The following is an 18,413-nucleotide window of genomic DNA, read 5'->3' as shown; positions in this document are numbered from 1 at the left end:
CAAGCTCGCTCCCACAATGTCCGGGGCTTAACTGATCGGCATTACCCCCAAGGCCTGCTTTCTTGCGGCACAATTGCGCGATGGCAGTCCCCTGACGCCGTTGTTCCTTTCCATCCCTGGAGTGATTGCCGGTGCAGGCGACCCGTTTAACCCTGATTTGTCACGCTCGAACCGTCGCACAGAAACTGGCGCGTTTTCCATTGGACGAACCTCTGGAGATGGACTGGCAAGCGCTCAGGCTTTCCCGTTGCAAGCAGTTCAAGGGCGTTCCACGCCTTGTCTGCGGTCCGGAACTGCGCACCCGGCAAACCGCTGAGCTGTTTGGTAGCGCGCCGGAGATTGTCGATGCGTTGAAGGACTGCGACTTCGGGCATTGGGGCGGTGTGCGCATCGGCGATCTGCAAAAAACCGACCCCGGGGTGCTCGAGCATTGGTTGGGGGATCCGGCTTCGGCTCCCCACGGTGGCGAGTCGCTGGTGCAATTGGGCGAGCGGGTGGGGGCGTGGTTGACCGCGTTGCAATCGACACCCGGACACATCGTTGCCATTACCCATCCCTTTGTCATCCGCGCCGCGCTGACGCAGGTGTTGCAGGGTGCGGCATCCGACATGATCGACGTCGAACCCCTGTCGGCGGTCGAGTTGAGGTTCCATGGCCGCTGGCGGTTGCGCTTGCCGGGCACCGACCCCGAGGAGCTGTTGCAATGAAAAAACTCCTGGTCATCGGCATCGGCGCCGGCAATCCCGACTACATCACGATGCAAGCGGTGAAGGCGCTGAATCAGGTCGACGTTTTTTTTCTCATGGACAAGGGCGAGAGCAAAGACAAGCTCATCGACTTGCGCCGCGAAATTTGCGAACGCTACATCACCGACCACGCTTACCGTTTTGTCCAGGCCCACAGCCCCGAGCGCGAACGTGGTGAAGTGGACTACAGGACCAGTGTCGACGACTTGAACCTGGCCAAACAGCAGACTTTCGAACGGCTGATCAATGAAGAACTGTCCGACGGTCAGTGTGGTGGTTTCCTGGTGTGGGGCGACCCTGCGCTGTACGACAGCACAATCCGTATCCTTCAGGCGATCCAGGCCTCGGGCGCGTGTGGGTTCGAGTTCGAGGTGATCCCCGGCATTACCAGCGTCCAGGCCCTGGCGGCACAGCACAAGGTGGCGCTGAACCAGATTGGCCGCTCCGTTGAAATCACCACGGGCCGGCGGTTGGCGGCTGGGCAGGTGGGCGATGCCGACAGCCTGGTGGTGATGCTCGATGCCCAGGATGCCTACCATCAGGTGGCGGACCGGGACACGGAGATTTACTGGGGGGCCTATCTGGGGACGCCGGATGAAATCCTGATCAGCGGCAAGCTCAAGGACGTGGCGGATGAAATCGAACGGGTGCGCAAGGCGGCGCGGCTGGCCAATGGCTGGATCATGGATACCTATCTGTTGCGCAAGCCTTGAGAGCTTGAGGTGACCGGGCTGACGCCTTCGCGAGCAGGCTCGCTCCCACAGTGGACTTTCAGAGTTCACACCATCCGTGTGGGAGCGAGCCTGCTCGCGAAGGCGTCTTAAAGGTCAACCGAAGGTAAAGCACTGCCCCCACGCCCAAACCGCTCCCGATACACCGAAGGCGGCACGCCAACCACAGTTCGAAAGGCCACCCGAAAGCTTTCCACCGAGCGATAACCGCAACGTTCGGCGATCTGTTCGGTGTTCTGGTCGCTGCTTTCCAGCAGTTCGCGGGCGCGGCCCAGACGTTGCTGCTGCAACCAGGTTTTCGGTGACTGGCCGCTGGCTTCGGTGAAGCGGCGCAGGAAGGTGCGTTCGCTCATGGCGGCTTCGCTGGCCAGGTCGCGCACCTCCAGCGGTTCGTGCAAGCGCTCACGTGCCCACTGCATGACGCGGGAAAGATCGCTGCGCGGTGTAGAACTGACCGGCGTCGGAATGAATTGCGCCTGGCCGCCGCTGCGTTGTGGCGACATGACCAGGCGCCGGGCCACGGAATTGGCCACTTGCGTGCCGAAATCCCGGGCCACCAGATGCAGGCAGGCATCGATGCCGGCCGCGCTGCCGGCGGAGGTGATCAATTGGCCGGAATCGACATACAGCACGTCCGGGTCCACCAGGATGCCGGGAAACCGCTCGGCCAGTTCCGAGGTGTAGCGCCAGTGCGTGGTCGCACCGTGCCCGTCGAGCAACCCGGTGGCGGCGAGGACAAACACCCCGGAGCAGATCGACAGTAACCGCGCGCCCCGCGCATGGGCCTGGCGCAGGGCGTCGATGAGCTCTGCGGGGACCGTGGCGCTGCGGTCGCGCCAGCCGGGAATGATGATGGTGCGGGCATCGGCGAGCAATTCCATGCCGCCGTCGGCCAGGACCTGGATGCCGCCCATGGCACGCATCGGGCCTTGATCGACGGCGACGATGCGATGTTCGTACCACGGGAAATCGAACTCGGGGCGTGGCAGGCCGAAGATCTCCACGGCGATGCCGAACTCGAATGTGCAGAGGCCGTCGTAGGCCAGAATCGCGACCATGGCTGGGTTGGGATGCATTTGGCGGAAAATTCCCGATCGGTGTCTTGTGCGCCACTGTAGCCGCAAGTGCCGGGCGGATAAAGTCTTCCCACACCCACCGCCTCTTTGGAGTACAGCCCATGACCAGTCTGGTTCGCGAAATTCCCGCCGCCCCATCGGCCATCGCCCTGATGCATTTCAGCAACCGTCTGACGTTCGAAACCGATTGTTCCGACGTCTACGGCAGCCAGCAGGCTGGCGAAATCGATTTCATTCTGGTGGATGTGCGTGGCCCGCTGGCGTTCGAGCGCGGGCATGTACCGGGAGCGATCAACATTCCCGGGCGCTTGCTGACCGCCGAAGGTTTGGCCGGATATCCGAAAAACAGCCTGTTCGTGGTCTATTGCGCCGGGCCTCACTGCAACGGCGCCAACAAGGCCGCGGTGAAGCTGGCGGCCTTGGGTTATCCGGTCAAGGAGATGATCGGCGGCGTGACCGGGTGGCTGGATGAAGGGTTTGAGTTGAGTGTCACTGAGCCGCGGCTGGCCCGTGAAGTGATCGGTTGCGAATGCTGATACCCAAACACCAATGATCATTGTGGCGAGGGAGCTTGCTCCCGCTGGGTCGCGTAGCGACCCCAAAAACGGCGTCTGCTGCGCAGCCGAGCGGGAGCAAGCTCCCTCGCCACAGGAATGTGCTTTGATATGGATCAGTGTTCGTTAGCGGCCGCCCACCACTCATCGAGTGTCGCCTCCAGCCACACGGCCACCGCTGCGTAATCCGCATCGTCCTGCGGCCCCCGCGGCAATGGCGACTCATCGCCAAAATGCGCATTGAGCATGGCCACCGACTCGGCGTTCCACTCCGGATGAAACTGCAACCCCAGCCGCGCCGGCCCGGCGCGGTACATCTGCTGCACACAGTGCTCGCTGCTGGCCAACAGTTGCGCGCCAGGCGGCAGGTCGATGGCGTCTTCGTGCCACTCGAGTACCTTCAGCGCTTGCCCATCGATAAAGCTCACCGTGGTCCATCCGGTTTCGCTCCGGTCCATGCGTCGGACATTGCCGCCCAGACTCAACGCCAGCAGCTGAGCCCCCAGGCAGATGGCGAACACGGCCCCACCCAGATCCAGACTGCCTTTGAGCCATTGCCGTTCGGCCGCAAGCCAGGCCGGGCCGGCATTGGATTCATAAGGTCCGCCCAACAGGATCACCGGATCGGCGCTGACGGGCGGCAACTGCCCCAGGTCGGCGCGAAACACCTTCAGCGTCAGCCCCTCGGACTCGGCCCAAAAGGCGATGGCACCCGGGCCTTCGGCGGGGTGGTGCTGGATCAGGTTCAACGTGGGCATCGCGCTACTCTCGATGGGACGCAAGGGCGCCCAATGTGCCGTAAAACACCCGGTATCGCCAGCCGGTCCGTTGCGTCGGATGGCGTCGAAACGCCTGTAGGTCCGGTCTGAAAACGCGATCTGTCCGACAGAGGTTGCTCCGTCATGGCTCGTTCACCGCAATGACGCGATCCTGGCGCCACTTTTTTGTAAGTATTTGTCGCCTTGGCGTAATTTACCCTCCTGTAGCCGCTCTAGACTGCCGGCCACTTCGGTTCCGCTCACAAAGCGAGGACCGAACGCTGCCAATCGAAGCTGCCAATAAAAGCCTCCGCACACAGGAGTTATAAATGAAGAAGCTAGTGATGTTCGGTGCCCTGGCACTGTCGATGTTGTCCCTGACCGCCGTGGCTGACGACGCCAAGCCGATCCGCATCGGCATCGAAGCCGGCTACCCGCCATTTTCGATGAAAACCCCTGACGGCAAACTCACCGGTTTCGACGTGGACATCGGCGATGCCTTGTGCGAGCAGATGAAGGTCAAGTGCACCTGGGTCGAGCAAGAGTTCGACGGCCTGATCCCTGCGCTGAAGGTCAAGAAAATCGACGCCATCCTGTCGTCCATGACCATCACTGACGACCGCAAGAAGAACGTCGATTTCACCATCAAGTACTACCACACCCCGGCGCGCTTCGTGATGAAGGAAGGCACCGACGTCAAGGATCCGCTGACCGAACTCAAGGGCAAGAAAGTCGGTGTACTGCGCGCCAGTACCCACGACCGCTTCGCCACTGAAGTGCTGCAACCGGCAGGGATTGTCCTGGTGCGCTACGGCTCCCAGCAGGAAGCCAACCTGGACATGGTCTCCGGCCGCATCGACGCGCTGCTGGCCGACTCGGTCAACCTGGACGACGGTTTCCTGAAAACCGACGCCGGTAAAGGTTTTGCCTTCGTCGGCCCTGAGTACAACGATCCGAAGTACTTCGGTGGCGGCGCCGGCATCGCCGTGCGCAAGGGCGATACCGCCCTGGCCGAGCAGTTCAACAAAGCCATCACCGAGATCCGCGCCAACGGCAAGTACAAGCAAGTGCAGGACAAGTACTTCAAGTTTGACGTTTACGGCGAGTAATCCAGCCGTTCGAGAAAGTGGCAGCCGTTGACGCGACTGCCACTTTTTTTATGCGTTTTCTAATGTAAAGAGACCTTTGTGGGAGCGAGCTTGCTCGCGATAGGGCCATACCAGCCACCATCATTGTTGACTGTTCGACCGCTATCGCGAGCAAGCTCGCTCCCACAGAGGTAATCCTCAGGAGTATTTCCATGCAACGCATCGACCATCCGCTGCCCTGGAGCCACCTGGGCACTGAGCGCACCCTCAGCGTGTTTCGTTATGGCGCGGGCCCGCGCAAGGTGTACATCCAGGCCAGCCTGCATGCCGACGAATTGCCGGGTATGCGCACGGCCTGGGAGTTGAAGAAGCGCCTGACCGAACTTGAGCAACAGGGACAGTTGAACGGCGTGATCGAACTGGTGCCGGTGGCCAATCCCATTGGCCTCGACCAGCACCTGCAAGGCAGCCACATGGGGCGTTTCGAGCTGGGCAGTGGCAAGAACTTCAACCGCTCGTTCGTCGAACTCAGTGCGCCGGTGGCCGAGCGGGTCGGTGATCGCCTCGGCAGCGATGCCCAGGCCAACATCACGCTGATTCGCCAGACCATGGGCCAGGTCCTCGATGACTTGCCGGCAGCGACATCGCAGCTGGAAGCCATGCACCGCCTGTTACTGCGCCATGCCTGCGACGCCGACATCACCCTCGACCTGCATTGCGATTTCGACGCGGCGATCCACATCTACGCGTTGCCGCAGCACTGGCCACAATGGCGATCCCTGGCGGCGCGTTTGCAGGCCGGCGTGGCGCTGTTGTGTGAGGACTCCGGCGGCAGCTCGTTCGACGAGTCCTGTTCTTCTCCCTGGTTGCGCCTGGCCCGGGCGTTCCCTGCGGCGGCGATTCCCCCGGCCAACCTGGCGACCACGCTGGAGCTGGGCAGCATGGGGGACACCCGGGTCGACCAGGCCCGGGCCAATGGCGAGGCCATTCTCGGCTTCCTCGCCGAACAGGGTTTCATCTCCGGCACCTGGCCGGCGGCACCGGCCGACTGCTGTGAAGGCATGCCGTTCGAAGGCACCCAATACCTGTTCGCACCGCATCACGGCGTGGTCAGCTTCCTGCGTGAAGCCGGGGAGTGGGTAGAGAAGGGCGATGCGCTGTTCGAAGTGGTCGACCCGTTGAACGACAAGGTCACCACCGTGCAGGCCGGCACCAGCGGCGTGCTGTTCGCCATCGACCGTGGGCGCTACACCCAGCCAGGCACCTGGCAGGCGAAAGTCGCCGGGCGTGAGCCGATTCGGGTGGGGAAGCTGATCAACGACTGACTTCGGAATCTTCAGTGCCCGTCCGGGCCTCTTCGCGAGCAGGCTCGCTCCCACATTTGAAATGCGGTCCTTGTGGGAGCGAGCCTGCTCGCGAAGGCGGCATCAGCCACACCCGAGATGTTCCTGCCTACTGCACAGTGTTAGGCTCTTGCGCGAATCCTGCATTCCGTGAAGGAAGACCCATGTTGAAGATTCTCGCGCTGCTCACGCTGTTGGCATCCACTGCCGTCCACGCCCAAACCCCGTTGCAAACCGACCTGCCACTCAAGTACCTGGCACAGGCCACCACCGATTCGAACCCTCAGCCCCTGGTGATTTTCCTTCACGGTTACGGCAGTAACGAGCAGGACCTGTTCGGCATCAAGGACGATTTGCCCGCGTCCTACACCTACCTGTCGGTGCGGGCACCTTTGGTGATGGAGGCGGGCAGCTATCAGTGGTTCCGCAAGAAGGGCGAAGGGGCCTACAACGGCGAGACCGATGATTTGAAGTCCAGTGGCCAGGTGTTGCTGGACTTCGTCGCACAGGCCGCGAAGAAATATCACACCGAACCGGAGAAGGTGTTCCTGGTCGGTTTCAGCCAGGGCGCGATCATGTCTTACGAAGTGGGCTTGCGGCACCCCGAAGCGCTCGGCGGGATCGCTGCATTGAGCGGGCGGATTCTGCCGGTGCTCAAGGCCGAGCTCAAACCGGATGAAAAGCGCCAGTCGCTGGCGATTTTCATTGGTCATGGCGAGCACGACAAACGCCTTCCCTACAGCGACGGTACCGAGGCCAACAGCCTGTTGCAGAGCGTGTCACTCGAACCCGAGTTTCACGGCTACCCCGGTGTCGGCCACAACATCAGCGCCGAAGAGATCCAGGACTTGAGCGCCTGGTTGCAGCGTCTTAACCCCTGAGCCTTATTTTCCGCTGACGATCTGTTTGATCAGGGTTTCATGGGCCGCCATGTCGCCAGGGCGGGAAATCACCTGGACCACCGCCATGCGGGTGCCGGAGGCAGCCATCAGCGTGGTGGTGAGGGTCATGCCACCGCCTTGCGTGGCAGTGCCGTCGATCTGGCGCAGGCCCAACCCGGATTTCTGAGTCAGGGTTTTCTCGCTGAGCTTGTTGTAGTCGGGCAGGGACTTGTGTTGCGCCGCCTCGAAGTCGGCCACGGTGCCATCGAGGAACCCGCCGTCGTTGTCCTTGACGCTGATGCCGTTGGGCAGGGTGTTTTCAGCGGCGATCACCACGGTCTTGGTGGTCGCATTGCTGTACAGGGTGCCACTGGCACCGTCCGGGCTGGCCGGCAGCGGGTTGGCGCTGAAACCCTTGGGCAGGTTGAAGGTGAATTTGCTGCCGAGCATCGAGACTTTCTGGGCTGGCGCATCGCTGGAAGTGGCCTTGGCGGCCTGCGCATTCAAAGCCCCCAGGCCGGTAGCGGCTGCCAGCAGCAGGACAAGGGCTTTTTTACTCAACAAAGACATCGGAATCTCCAGGGATGGGTGCGCGGTGGGGCGCGATCATCCCACGGAGGTTGTGCTGCATTCCAGCCTGCCCTACCGAGTGGTCATGTGAGCACTTGTGGCGAGGGGGCTTGCCCCCGTTGGGTTGCGTAGCGACCCCAGAGTCTCGGCAACTTTCGAAAATTTTGGGAGCGCTTCGCACTCCAACGGGGGCTTGCCCCCTCGCCACAGGCAAGCTCCCTCGCCACATTGATCACTCTTGCTCGCCCTTGAAGGTGTCGACGCCGATCAGTTCGTAGGGCGTTTGCAGTTCTTCGAGCAGCAGGGCAACTTTCATCGAGGCTGATGTTGAAGCAAAACGGTTCGATTGACGTACGGGGTCGTTGTTCTACTCGTGCGAAACCATCGAACGGGTTGCGGGTGCTTTTTCGGGCGCCTGTGCGGTGGCAATCACCGCGCCAGCGATGATCAGCAGCGCCGGCACGATCAGGATCGGGCTGGCATGGCCATGGCCGACGACGATCAGCAGCAAGGTCGAGATCAAGGGTGCCAGATAGGACAGCGCCCCCAGCGTCGCCAGGTTGCCGTGTTTGGTGGCGTGGTCCCAGGCAAAGAACGCCAGGCCAGCCGGCCCCAGACCGAGGACGACGATCGCCGCCCATTGATTGAGGTCAGGCCACACGGTGGTTTCGAAGGCCAGGTGGCAGACCAGCCCGGCGGCGGCCGACATGCCGCAGATGCCACCGATGATGCTGCTGGGCACTGCGCTGAAACGACGGTTGAACACCGAGTAGCCGGCCCAGATCAGCGCGCAGCCGAACGCCGCCAGATACCCGGCGACGGGCATGGTCGCCGCCGTGTGGGTGGCGCGTTGCTGCATGATGAACGCCGTGCCCGCCAGGCCCAGCACCGCACCGAGCACCTGGCGCTTGTGCAGTTTTTCGCCGGCGGCGAAGGCCGAGAGCAGCACCAGCATCAGCGGCCACAGGTAATTGATCAGGCTGGCTTCGGCGGCAGGCGCGACCTTGAGCGCGAAGAAGTACAGCGCGTGATAAACGAAAATCCCGACGAAACCGGTGGCCCAGACAGCCCAGGGCTGGCGCCAGCTGCTGAACCCGCTCATGCCATGGCGGCCGAGGGTGATCAGGCTGGCGGCAAACGCCACGCCGAAACTCAAGGTCAGCAGTTCAAAGGGCGGGATGCCTTCAGTGAGGGTGGTCAACAACGCCAGGCAGGACCAGAGGAAGATCGCAATCACGCCCACGGCGGTCGCCGATCGGGCAGTGCGCAAGCGAGATGCAGTCATGTCTGTTCCTTCAGCGCTTAGAGGCGGGCAACATCCTGGCCCGATGACATCATGCAGCTTAGCGTTTGATGGCTGTTCCTCCAGTGTCCGTCGTCGGGCCGACCGGCCGCGCCAGCAAGCGTTTGGTCACCCCCAGCATGGCCACCGACACCGCGACGCCCAGGACAAAAGCGTTCATCCCCATCGACGGCAGGGCCAGGGCCAACACCAGGCAAAACGCGGCGAACGAATACATGCCGGTGGCGGTGGCGCGCAACAACGCGGCGGTAAAGGCCGAGCCACGGGTTTGCTGGGAGAACACCGCCATCACGCTGCCCAATACCGGGAACACCGCCAGCAGGCCGCTCCAGCGGTCGCCGACGGTGCTGGCCAGCAGCGTCACGACCAGGGTGAGCAATGCACCGGCCACCATGCGCAGCACAAGCTTGTCGGATTTCGGCCCCGGGCCACTGAGCACCGGTTGCACGGCGGGAAACAGATAGGGCGCGGCGAGCAGCGCGGTCGCGGCGGCGCACAGGGAAAACACCAGGGATCCCGGGATCAGCGACAGGACAACCGCCACCAGCGCCCAGACCGACAGCGAGATCAGCAACGCCAGTGGCCATCCGGCCCGTTGTGCGACCTGGGCGTAGGTCACGCAAAACGCAATCATCGCAAACATGGCCGACAGCGCTGCAGTGGCCGATTGCGCAGCAAACGCCTGGCCTTGCTCAAGGGCAAGGAACAACAGGATCGGTCCGACCACCACCGGCAACCCCGACAGCCAACCGGCCACGCTCGGTCCCCAGCGTTTGCCGGCCAGGGAGATCAGTAGCAGGAAGCCTGGGATTACCAGCAGTTTGAGGATCAGCACGCGCATGTCTCCGACCTGTGTGAGGTGGCAACGGTAACATTGCAGCGGCTGGATTGCTTTATCTGCATGCGGATTTTGTATACATAAAGCCCTTCTGAATTTGTACGAAAGGATCTTTTGCGCCTGGGTTTCCTGGGCCAGTGGGGCGGACAGTGGGTTGATTCTGCAGTTCTTGGGGTGACTCGTCGGGCCCCTTCGCGAGCAGGCTCGCTCCCACAGGGGAGTGGTGCTCACTGAACATTTACTGTGGGAGCGAGCCTGCTCGCGAAGAACGATGACGCGGTCCAACTGAAAAAACGCAGGCAAAAAAGAACCCGGTGCGACTTGCATCGCACCGGGTGTTTGTCCAGACGGCGACGGATCTTCGTGGGTCCCCGCGCCGTCTGTTGAACGCTTTAAGCCCGTTCGAGCGCCAGTGCCACGCCCTGACCGCCACCGATGCACAGGGTGGCGAGGCCTTTCTTGGCATCACGCTTGAGCATTTCATGCAGCAAGGTCACCAGCACGCGGCAACCCGAAGCACCGATCGGGTGGCCCAGGGCGATGGCGCCGCCGTTGACGTTGACCTTGTTCAAGTCCCATTCCAGGTCCTTGGCCACCGCCAGCGATTGCGCGGCGAAGGCTTCGTTGGCTTCAACCAGGTCAAGCTGGTCGATGTTCCAGCCGGCCTTGTCCAGGCAACGACGGGTGGCCGACACCGGGCCGATGCCCATGATCGCCGGGTCAACGCCCGCGTTGGCGTAGGCCGCGATTTTTGCCAGTACCGGCAGGCCCAGGGCCTTGGCCTTTTCGGCGCTCATCAGGATCACGGCGGCGGCACCGTCGTTCAGCGACGAAGCGTTGCCGGCGGTCACCGAACCGTCCTTCTTGAAGGCCGCCTTGAGTTTGCCCAGGGATTCGGCGGTGGTGCCGGCCCTTGGCTGCTCGTCGGTGGCGAAGGACAGCGGATCGCCCTTGCGCTGCGGGATCAGGATCGGGGTGATTTCATCGACGAAGCGCCCGGCTTCGATAGCGGCCACGGCTTTCTGCTGCGAGGCGGCGGCGAACGCGTCCTGCTGCTCGCGAGTCAGGCTGTACTTCTCGGCCAGATTCTCGGCGGTGATGCCCATGTGGTAGTCGTTGAACGCGTCCCACAGGCCATCGCTGATCATGGTGTCGACGATCTGGGCGTGGCCCATGCGCAGGCCGGTACGCGCGCCGGGCATGACGTAGTTGGCCAGGCTCATGTTTTCCTGGCCGCCGGCGATGATCACCTCGGCATCGCCGCAGCGAATCGCCTGGGCGCCCAGGTGCAGGGCCTTGAGGCCCGAACCGCAGACCTTGTTCAGGGTCATGGCCGGTACGGCGAAGGGCAGGCCGGCCTTGATCGCGGCCTGGCGCGCAGGGTTCTGCCCGGCGCCGGCGGTCAGCACCTGGCCCATGATCACTTCATCGACTTGCGCAGGGTCCAGGCCGGTCTGCGCCAGCAACTGGCGGATCACCGCAGCGCCCAGGTCAACGGCAGAAACATTGGCCAGGGAACCCTGGAAACTGCCGATCGCGGTGCGCGTGGCGGCAACAATGACGACTTCTTGCATGGAATGATTCCTCACTGGGCAGCGAACTGCATTTCCGGAACGTGGTCCGGGACGATCAGTTTACCAGCGGTCTTGGCGACGATTTCCTCGACACTGACGCCAGGTGCGCGTTCCTTGAGGACAAATGCGCCATTTTCGATTTCCAGGTAGGCGAGGTCGGTCAGCACGCGCTTGATGCAACCGGCGCCGGTCAGCGGCAGGCTGCATTGGGACAGCAGCTTGGACTCACCGTCCTTGGAGGCGTGGGTCATGATGACGATGATGTTGTCTGCGCCAGCCACCAGGTCCATCGCGCCGCCCATGCCCTTGACCAGCTTGCCGGGGATCATCCACGAGGCGATGTTGCCTTGCACGTCCACTTCGAAGGCGCCCAGCACGGTCAGGTCGACATGGCCACCGCGGATCATCGCGAAGGACTCGGCCGAGGAAAAGATCGACGCGCCGATACGCGCGGTCACCGTTTGTTTGCCGGCGTTGATCATGTCGGCATCGATGGTTTCTTCAGTAGGGAACGGACCCATGCCCAGCAGGCCGTTTTCCGACTGCAGCATAACTTCCATGCCTTCGGGGATGTAGTTGGCGACCAGGGTCGGAATGCCGATGCCCAGGTTCACGTAGAAGCCGTCCTGCATTTCGCGGGCGACGCGTTGAGCCATTTGTTCGCGGGAAAGTGCCATTGTCGTTATTCCTTCATTCGGTCCGGGGGCAGGGGATCACTTACGCACGGTGCGCTGTTCGATGCGCTTCTCGAACGTGCCGCAGATGATCCGGTCGACGTAGATGCCAGGGGTGTGGATCTGCGCCGGGTCCAGCTCGCCGGGTTCGACGATTTCTTCGACTTCGACCACGGTGATCTTGCCGGCGGTGGCGGCCAGCGGGTTGAAGTTCTGGGCGGTGTGGCGATAGATCACGTTACCGAAATGGTCGGCTTTCCAGCCTTTGACGATGGCGAAGTCGCCGGTGATGGACTCTTCCATCAGGTACTTGCGGCCATGGAATTCGCGCACTTCCTTGCCTTCGGCAACCGGAGTGCCCACGCCGGTGGCGGTGAAGAAGGCCGGAATGCCGGCGCCGCCCGCGCGCATTTTCTCGGCGAGGGTGCCTTGCGGGGTCAGGATGACTTCGATTTCGCCCTTGAGCAGTTGCTCTTCGAACAGCTTGTTTTCGCCGACGTAGGACGCCACCACTTTGCTGATCTGGCGGTCGGTCAGCAGTACGCCGAGGCCGAAACCGTCGACGCCGCAGTTGTTGGAGACCACGGTGAGGTCGCGAGTGCCCTTGCGCTTGATCTCGGCGATCAGGTTTTCCGGGATGCCACACAGGCCGAAGCCGCCAGCGATCACGGTCATGCCGTCTTCAAGACCTGCCAGAGCTTCCTCGTAGGAACTCACGCGCTTGTCGAAACCTGCCATATGCACCTCTTTTATTCTTTGTGGGCGGCTGGCTAGCCGAATGGGAAGGAGTGTCTCGCCGAAGTATTCATTTGTTAAGTTGATTTTTAAGGTTGATTAATAGATAAAACTCAACAAACCGCTGCTTTCTTGCAGCTCCAGGCTTGTAGCTTACAACTGGAAGCGAAGCGAACATGACCATTAAGCAGATCCGCGCCTTTCTGGCCGTGGCCCAGAGCCTGAGCTTTGCCGTGGCCTGTGAACGCCTGCACCTGTCGCAATCGGCCCTGAGCCTGACCATCAAGGCGCTGGAAGAGGGCCTCGGCGGGCGCCTGTTCACCCGCAACACGCGCAACGTGGCGCTCACCGCCGAAGGCGAATCCCTGGTGCCGCTGGCGCGCCGGTTGATCGCCGACTGGGACAATGTCGAAGACGAGCTGCGCCAACGCTTCACCCTGCAGCGCGGTCGCGTGACCCTGGCGGCGATGCCATCGTTCGCCGGCAACCTGCTGCCGCCGATCCTCAAGACCTTCCGCGCCCGTTACCCGAACGTCAACGTGACGGTCAATGACGTGATCAACGAGCAGGTGCTGGAAATGGTCCGTGACCGCCAGGTTGAACTGGGGGTGGCGTTCGAGCCGACCCAGAGTTCGCCGCTGCAATTCACGCCGTTGTACATCGATCGATTCGTGGCGGTGGTGCCCCTGGATTCGGCGCTGGCCGAACTCGATGACATCGATTGGCAGACCCTGCTCAAGGAGCCGTTCATTACCTTGCAGCGACCTTCCACCGTGCGTGTCATGCTTGAAGAGCACCTGCAGGCCCGCGGCATGAAGCTGTCGGTGGAGTTTGAAAGCCATCAACTGGCGACGGTCGGGCGCATGGTCGCCAGCGGCCTGGGCGTGAGCGCGGTGCCGGCCTTGTGTGCCGGGCAGATGCGTGAGCTGGGGGCGCGCTGCATTACTTTGCGCGATCCGGTGGTGGAGCGGGCGCTTGGCGTGTTGACGTTGCCGGGGGGAGAGCTGTCGGCGGCGGCGCAGGCGTTGTTTGATGTGCTGAAAGAGGAGAAATTTGGGGAAAAGCTCCTCTGAAATGAACGCCGGCCCCTGTGGGAGCGAGCTTGCTCGCGATGAGGCCTGCACATTCAACATCTACGTTGACTGTCTCACCGCCATCGCGGGCAAGCCCGCTCCCACAGTTTTCTGGGTTGATCAGGAAGACAGGCGTTGGGCCAATAAGGGTAAGAGCTGCTCGCATGACCCTTCGATCTTCATATCCAGAATGTCATCCGCCCGGGTCTTGCCCAGGTTGATCGCCATCAACGGCTTGCCCTGGTCCACCACCGCCCGGCACAAGCGAAACGCCGAATAGGCCATCAACGAAGACCCGATCACCAACAACCCGGCAGCCTGTTCAACGGCCGCCATCGCCTTGGCCGCCGTGGCCTGCGCAACGTTTTCACCGAAAAACACCACATCCGGCTTCATCCGTTCCCCGGCGCAATGCGGGCAATGCGGGACCTGGAAACGTGCCTCGAAGGTCGGGTCGAGCAAGGTGTCGCCGTCCGGTGCCTGTACCGCGTCGACGCCGGCCAGGTACGGGTTGCGGGTTTCCATCAAGCGCTGGATCGAATCGCGCTCGCAGAGCTTGCCGCAATCGAGGCACAACACCCGGTGCAAACTGCCGTGGAGTTTGATCACGTCATGGCTGCCGGCCTGGTCGTGCAGGGTGTCGACGTTCTGGGTGATCAACCCGCTGATCTGCCGCGTGCCCTGCAGCCGGGCCAGGCTGTCGTGGGCCACGTTCGGCTGCGCCAGGCGCACCCGTGGCCAGCCGAGCATCGCCCGCGCCCAATAGCGTCGCCGGGACTCCGGGGCGGAGAGAAACTCCTGGTACATCATCGGCTGCCGGCCCCGCCGCACACCCTGGTTGTCGCGATAATCGGGGATGCCCGAAGGTGTGCTGATGCCGGCACCGGTCAGCACTGCAAATGGCGCGTCGGCCATGCGTTGATGGAGGCGGTCGAGTTGGTCATGGATCAGGCTGTCGAGCATGTTCAGCACTCTGGGGACGCAGATTGGCATGGCCTTTTGTAGGAGCTGCCGAAGGCTGCGATCTCTTGACGTTGCTTTTAAAAAACAAGATCAAAAGATCGCAGCCTTCGGCAGCTCCTACAACCCTCGGGGATTATTTACGTGCCTCCAGAATCAGGTTGAACGGTGTTTCCGTGGCCCGACGAAAGCGTGTGAAACCCGCCTCGCTGAACACCTTGCGCAACCGCGCTTCACCGGCCTGGGCGCCGAGGCCGAGACCGACTTCCTGGGACAGCGAGTTCGGCGTGCAAATGAAGGTCGAGGCAGCGTAGAACAGGCGTCCGACCGGGTTGACGTTGTCGTCGAGCAAGTCATTGGCGTAGGGCTCTACCAGCAGCACCGTGCCGTCGTCTTTCAACGATTCATAGGCATGTCTGGCCGCGCCCACCGGGTCGCCCATGTCGTGCAGGCAGTCGAAGTAGCAGACCAGGTCATAGTCGCTGCCGGGGTAGCTTTTCGCCGTGCCCTGGAAGAACCGGGCCCGACTGGACACACCGCCTTCTTCGGCCCTTTGGGTGGCGACGGTGACGGACGGCGCGTGATAGTCGAAGCCGACGAAGCGCGAATCCGGAAATGCCTGGGCCATGATCACCGTCGAGGCGCCGTGGCCGCAGCCGATGTCCGCCACTTTGGCCCCGGCTTCCAGTTTGGCCACCACGCCGTCGAGGGCCGGCAACCATTCGGCGATCAAATGGGCTTTGTAGCCGGGGCGGAAGAAACGTTCGGTGCCGCTGAACATGCACGGGTGATGCTCGCCCCAGGGCAGGGCGCCATTGCCGCGCATGGCGTTGACCAGCTTGTCCTTGTCGTGGAAAAACGACGCGACCACGCCTATGCCCCCGGCGATGTAGACCGGAGAGTCTTCGATGGCCAGGGCCAGGGCTTGCTCCTCAGGAAGGCGGAACTGGCCGTCGCGGTGTTCCATGTAGCCGGAGGCGGCGTGGGCGCTGAGCCATTCGCGCAGCAGGCGGGTGTTGCAGCCGGTTCTTTCGGCAAGGGTTTCGGGGGTGATGGGCTGGCTGTCGGCCATCGCCCGGTACAGGCCGAGCTCTTCGCCGAGGATGACGTTGGCGAGCATCGCCGCGCCGCCCATGTCATTCACCAGTTTGCCCATGAAGTCGTTGAGTCTGGCCTCGTCCATCACATGTGCTCCTTTGGCAGGATCACGGTCCAGAGGCATTGTATGGCGAGGCATTCGCCGCTGGGCGGTGGTCGTGGGGATGTGCAGGACGCTGAGCCGGTCCTGTGTGCGTTAAGTCTAGTCCGGGGCGCGTGTACTGCTGTCTCGAGCGACGAAAGTCCCCCTGATTGACACTAAACCCCTGTGGGAGCGGGCTTGCTCGCGAAAGCGGTGGGTCGGCCAACATCTCTTTTGAATGTGCCGGCCTCTTCGCGAGCAAGCCCGCTCCCACAGGGATCAGCAGTGCCCGCAAGGATCGTGTGTATCCCCATGTATCCAACCCCGGTTTCGATACACAGACACCCATTGTCGCCCCCAGCCGAACACAGTCCCGATACACCCCTTCGATTAACTGTGTCTCAAGGCGGGCACCGGCCCGCGCCCTTGGACACAGGCGAGATCGATACCATGCAGACATCCATTCCCCCCGTAGCCAAGGCCAGCGCCGGGCTTGGCCTGCGTCGCGGTTTACTCAAAGACCTGCAAGCGGCCCCGGCCGGTCATTTCGACTTTCTGGAGGTCGCGCCGGAAAACTGGATCGGCATCGGCGGCGCCCATGGCGCGGCGCTGCGGACACTGGCCGAGCGTTATCCGTTGTCCTGTCACGGGCTGTCCCTGTCCCTGGGCGGGCCGTCGCCGCTGGACGTCGGTTTTTTGCAGGAAGTCCGGGGTTTTCTCGATCACTACCACGTGCCGCTGTACAGCGAGCATTTGAGCTATTGCAGCGATGACGGTCACCTGTACGACCTGTTGCCGCTGCCGTTTACCGAAGAAGCGGTGCACCACGTCGCTGCGCGTATCCGCCAGGCCCAGGACATCCTCGGTCGGCGCCTGGCGGTGGAAAACGTTTCTTACTACGCCGCGCCCCAACAGGACATGGACGAGGTGACGTTCACCAATGCGGTGTTGCGCGAGGCTGATTGCGACCTGTTGCTGGACGTCAACAACGTCTACGTCAACTCGATCAACCACGGTTTCGACCCCCAGGCGTTTCTCGCCGGTATCGATGCGGGACGGGTGGTGGCCATGCATATCGCCGGGCATTTCGATGAGTCCGACACCTTGAAAATCGATACCCATGGCGCTTCGGTGAAACCGGCGGTGTGGTCGTTGCTGGCCCAGGCCTACGCCCGGTTCGGTGCGCAACCGACCTTGCTGGAGCGCGACTTCAATTTTCCGGCATTCGCCGAACTGGTGGCGGAATTGCAGACCATTCGCCGTTTGCAACAGGAGGGCGTGAACCGTGGATAAGTCGAGCCTTGTGCAGCAACAAACCACCATGGGCCTGTACCTGCGCGACCCTGAGCGCAACGCGCCACCCACCGAAATGGACCCGGCGCGAGCACAGGTTTATCGCGATCTGGTGTTTGCCAACCTGTCTTCATTGCTCAGTGGAACCTTTCCGGTGTTGGTGAAGATTCTCGGGGATGAGGATTGGCGTTCGCTGGTGCGGATTTTTCTGCGGGACTATCGCGCCTGCACGCCGAAATTCGGTGAGATCGCTCAGGAGTTTGTCGAGTTTCTTGCCAGTGAACCTCAGGCCTTGGCCGATGGGTCGTGGCCGCCGTTCATGGTGGAACTGGCGCATTACGAGTGGGTGGAAATGGCGCTGCAACAGTCCGACGCCGAACCTGTGGCAGCCGGTGATGCGGCGTTGTTGCTGGATCGGCCGTTGCAGGTGTCGCCGCTGGCCTGGCCGTTGGCGTATGCCTGGCCGGTGCAACGGGTGGGGCCGGATTATCAGCCGGACGTTTTACCGGCTCAGCCGACGTTGTTGCTGGTGCGTCGGGCCGAGGACTGGGGTGTGAAGTTTTCCGAGTTGAGTCCGTTGGCGTGGCGGTTGTTGCTGCTTGTTGGCGAGTTTCCCGAGTTGACCGGGCGTGAGCTGTTGCAGGGGTTGGCGGTGGAGGCGGGGGTGGTGGGGTCTTTGGAGTTTCTGGAAGGTGGGGTGGGGTTGTTGCGGCAGATGCGTGGGGAGGGGGTTTTGGGGGTTGTTGATTGAGTACATATCCGTTGCTGCGGTAACGGCAGCTGGCGGTTTCGCCCTTACGGCGAGTCACTTTTAACAAGCGCCTTAAAAGTAACCAAAAGCGCTCGCCCCTTACGTACGGCCCCTCGCTGAGGCTCGGTGTTCCTTCGCTCCGGTATTCATCCGGGGGCATTGCCCTCCGGTCGGCTTCGCTTCGACCTACATGCAATGAGTTCGACTGCGTCGAACGGCGCTGCGCGCCCATCCCCGGATGAACACCTCCACTCAGCCTGCCGAGGGGGCGGGTGGATCAAGATC

General features: G+C 62.4%; 19 protein-coding genes and 1 pseudogene. 9 read left to right on the top strand and 11 right to left on the bottom strand.

What is annotated here, in order from left to right; all coding sequences use genetic code 11:
• Positions 1-131: 131 nt before the first annotated feature.
• Entirely contained in the window at positions 132-707 is a 576-nt protein-coding gene (locus tag KW838_RS26205; RefSeq protein ID WP_218504005.1) for a histidine phosphatase family protein, read from the top strand.
• Positions 704-1,459, top strand: a complete 756-nt coding sequence (cobF, locus tag KW838_RS26200) for a precorrin-6A synthase (deacetylating) (protein WP_218504004.1) — start codon at positions 704-706, stop codon at positions 1,457-1,459. Before KW838_RS26205 ends, cobF begins: the two co-directional genes overlap by 4 nt.
• 107 nt (positions 1,460-1,566) lie before the next feature.
• Here cobF and ftrA read toward each other — a convergent pair whose 3' ends face one another.
• A complete protein-coding gene (gene ftrA, locus KW838_RS26195; RefSeq protein ID WP_218504003.1) occupies positions 1,567-2,553 on the bottom strand; it encodes a transcriptional regulator FtrA in 987 nt (328 codons plus the stop codon).
• A 101-nt stretch (positions 2,554-2,654) separates the two neighbouring features.
• On the opposite strand from ftrA, the gene KW838_RS26190 reads away from it, so the two are divergent.
• Positions 2,655-3,089 carry a rhodanese-like domain-containing protein gene (locus tag KW838_RS26190; RefSeq protein WP_218504002.1) on the top strand — a complete coding sequence of 145 codons (435 nt, stop codon included), beginning with the start codon at positions 2,655-2,657 and terminating at the stop codon, positions 3,087-3,089.
• Between the two features lie 134 nt (positions 3,090-3,223).
• Here KW838_RS26190 and KW838_RS26185 read toward each other — a convergent pair whose 3' ends face one another.
• Positions 3,224-3,865, bottom strand: a complete 642-nt coding sequence (locus tag KW838_RS26185) for a type 1 glutamine amidotransferase (protein ID WP_218504001.1) — start codon at positions 3,863-3,865, stop codon at positions 3,224-3,226.
• Positions 3,866-4,194: 329 nt separating this feature from the next.
• Here KW838_RS26185 and KW838_RS26180 point away from each other — a divergent pair, with 329 nt between their 5' ends.
• From KW838_RS26180 to KW838_RS26170, 3 genes are all read left to right on the top strand, one after another.
• Positions 4,195-4,974 (top strand): ABC transporter substrate-binding protein, encoded by a 780-nt coding sequence (locus tag KW838_RS26180; RefSeq protein ID WP_007975754.1) that lies wholly within the window; start codon positions 4,195-4,197, stop codon positions 4,972-4,974.
• A 191-nt stretch (positions 4,975-5,165) separates the two neighbouring features.
• Positions 5,166-6,278 (top strand): succinylglutamate desuccinylase/aspartoacylase family protein, encoded by a 1,113-nt coding sequence (locus KW838_RS26175; RefSeq protein WP_218504000.1) that lies wholly within the window; start codon positions 5,166-5,168, stop codon positions 6,276-6,278.
• Positions 6,279-6,460: 182 nt separating this feature from the next.
• Positions 6,461-7,177: an alpha/beta hydrolase gene (locus KW838_RS26170; RefSeq protein WP_218503999.1), complete on the top strand. Its 717-nt coding sequence runs from the start codon at positions 6,461-6,463 to the stop codon at positions 7,175-7,177.
• 3 nt (positions 7,178-7,180) lie between these two features.
• Here the strand turns inward: KW838_RS26170 and KW838_RS26165 are convergent, their stop codons facing one another.
• From KW838_RS26165 to KW838_RS26140, 7 genes and pseudogenes are all read right to left on the bottom strand, one after another.
• Positions 7,181-7,747 carry a hypothetical protein gene (locus tag KW838_RS26165; RefSeq protein WP_218503998.1) on the bottom strand — a complete coding sequence of 189 codons (567 nt, stop codon included), beginning with the start codon at positions 7,745-7,747 and terminating at the stop codon, positions 7,181-7,183.
• A 238-nt stretch (positions 7,748-7,985) separates the two neighbouring features.
• Positions 7,986-8,063: pseudogene (locus KW838_RS30015) on the bottom strand (glutathione S-transferase family protein); the annotation flags it as partial.
• 51 nt (positions 8,064-8,114) lie between these two features.
• The gene (locus KW838_RS26160) at positions 8,115-9,032 is read right to left on the bottom strand and encodes a DMT family transporter (RefSeq protein ID WP_218503997.1); all 918 of its coding nucleotides are present in this window, start codon (positions 9,030-9,032) and stop codon (positions 8,115-8,117) included.
• 58 nt (positions 9,033-9,090) lie between these two features.
• A complete protein-coding gene (locus KW838_RS26155) occupies positions 9,091-9,885 on the bottom strand; it encodes a hypothetical protein (protein WP_218504076.1) in 795 nt (264 codons plus the stop codon).
• Positions 9,886-10,280: 395 nt separating this feature from the next.
• Complete coding sequence (locus KW838_RS26150; RefSeq protein WP_218503996.1) at positions 10,281-11,462, bottom strand: acetyl-CoA C-acetyltransferase; 1,182 nt, start codon at positions 11,460-11,462, stop codon at positions 10,281-10,283.
• Positions 11,463-11,473: 11 nt separating this feature from the next.
• Positions 11,474-12,139 (bottom strand): CoA transferase subunit B, encoded by a 666-nt coding sequence (locus KW838_RS26145; RefSeq protein ID WP_007975748.1) that lies wholly within the window; start codon positions 12,137-12,139, stop codon positions 11,474-11,476.
• 36 nt (positions 12,140-12,175) lie between these two features.
• The gene (locus KW838_RS26140) at positions 12,176-12,874 is read right to left on the bottom strand and encodes a CoA transferase subunit A (protein ID WP_007975747.1); all 699 of its coding nucleotides are present in this window, start codon (positions 12,872-12,874) and stop codon (positions 12,176-12,178) included.
• Between the two features lie 173 nt (positions 12,875-13,047).
• On the opposite strand from KW838_RS26140, the gene KW838_RS26135 reads away from it, so the two are divergent.
• Positions 13,048-13,944, top strand: coding sequence for a LysR family transcriptional regulator (locus tag KW838_RS26135; RefSeq protein WP_015094555.1), 897 nt, complete (start codon positions 13,048-13,050; stop codon positions 13,942-13,944).
• 120 nt (positions 13,945-14,064) lie between these two features.
• Here the strand turns inward: KW838_RS26135 and KW838_RS26130 are convergent, their stop codons facing one another.
• Positions 14,065-14,907, bottom strand: coding sequence for an NAD-dependent protein deacetylase (locus tag KW838_RS26130; RefSeq protein WP_218503995.1), 843 nt, complete (start codon positions 14,905-14,907; stop codon positions 14,065-14,067).
• A 133-nt stretch (positions 14,908-15,040) separates the two neighbouring features.
• A complete protein-coding gene (locus KW838_RS26125; protein ID WP_218503994.1) occupies positions 15,041-16,087 on the bottom strand; it encodes a class I SAM-dependent methyltransferase in 1,047 nt (348 codons plus the stop codon).
• Positions 16,088-16,534: 447 nt separating this feature from the next.
• Here KW838_RS26125 and KW838_RS26120 point away from each other — a divergent pair, with 447 nt between their 5' ends.
• Positions 16,535-17,377, top strand: a complete 843-nt coding sequence (locus KW838_RS26120) for a DUF692 domain-containing protein (protein WP_218503993.1) — start codon at positions 16,535-16,537, stop codon at positions 17,375-17,377.
• On the top strand, positions 17,370-18,128 hold the full coding sequence (locus KW838_RS26115; protein WP_218503992.1) for a putative DNA-binding domain-containing protein: 759 nt from the start codon (positions 17,370-17,372) through the stop codon (positions 18,126-18,128). The genes KW838_RS26120 and KW838_RS26115 overlap by 8 nt, the downstream gene beginning before the upstream one ends.
• Positions 18,129-18,413: the final 285 nt, after the last annotated feature.

The organism is Pseudomonas sp. PDM27 (genome assembly GCF_019219205.1).
In the GTDB taxonomy this organism is placed as follows: Bacteria; Pseudomonadota; Gammaproteobacteria; order Pseudomonadales; family Pseudomonadaceae; genus Aquipseudomonas; species Aquipseudomonas laurylsulfatiphila.
This window is presented reverse-complemented; position numbering and strand designations above follow the sequence as displayed.

Bases quoted from the DNA above. Each gene is read 5' to 3' on its own strand.
- cobF (WP_218504004.1), top strand. From the start codon at position 704: ATGAAAAAACTCCTGGTCATCGGCATCGGCGCCGGCAATCCCGACTAC.
- ftrA (WP_218504003.1), bottom strand. From the start codon at position 2,553: ATGCATCCCAACCCAGCCATGGTCGCGATTCTGGCCTACGACGGCCTC.
- KW838_RS26190 (WP_218504002.1), top strand. From the start codon at position 2,655: ATGACCAGTCTGGTTCGCGAAATTCCCGCCGCCCCATCGGCCATCGCC.
- KW838_RS26185 (WP_218504001.1), bottom strand. From the start codon at position 3,865: ATGCCCACGTTGAACCTGATCCAGCACCACCCCGCCGAAGGCCCGGGT.
- KW838_RS26180 (WP_007975754.1), top strand. From the start codon at position 4,195: ATGAAGAAGCTAGTGATGTTCGGTGCCCTGGCACTGTCGATGTTGTCC.
- KW838_RS26175 (WP_218504000.1), top strand. From the start codon at position 5,166: ATGCAACGCATCGACCATCCGCTGCCCTGGAGCCACCTGGGCACTGAG.
- KW838_RS26170 (WP_218503999.1), top strand. From the start codon at position 6,461: ATGTTGAAGATTCTCGCGCTGCTCACGCTGTTGGCATCCACTGCCGTC.
- KW838_RS26165 (WP_218503998.1), bottom strand. From the start codon at position 7,747: ATGTCTTTGTTGAGTAAAAAAGCCCTTGTCCTGCTGCTGGCAGCCGCT.
- KW838_RS26160 (WP_218503997.1), bottom strand. From the start codon at position 9,032: ATGACTGCATCTCGCTTGCGCACTGCCCGATCGGCGACCGCCGTGGGC.
- KW838_RS26150 (WP_218503996.1), bottom strand. From the start codon at position 11,462: ATGCAAGAAGTCGTCATTGTTGCCGCCACGCGCACCGCGATCGGCAGT.
- KW838_RS26145 (WP_007975748.1), bottom strand. From the start codon at position 12,139: ATGGCACTTTCCCGCGAACAAATGGCTCAACGCGTCGCCCGCGAAATG.
- KW838_RS26140 (WP_007975747.1), bottom strand. From the start codon at position 12,874: ATGGCAGGTTTCGACAAGCGCGTGAGTTCCTACGAGGAAGCTCTGGCA.
- KW838_RS26135 (WP_015094555.1), top strand. From the start codon at position 13,048: ATGACCATTAAGCAGATCCGCGCCTTTCTGGCCGTGGCCCAGAGCCTG.
- KW838_RS26130 (WP_218503995.1), bottom strand. From the start codon at position 14,907: ATGCTCGACAGCCTGATCCATGACCAACTCGACCGCCTCCATCAACGC.
- KW838_RS26125 (WP_218503994.1), bottom strand. From the start codon at position 16,087: ATGGACGAGGCCAGACTCAACGACTTCATGGGCAAACTGGTGAATGAC.
- KW838_RS26120 (WP_218503993.1), top strand. From the start codon at position 16,535: ATGCAGACATCCATTCCCCCCGTAGCCAAGGCCAGCGCCGGGCTTGGC.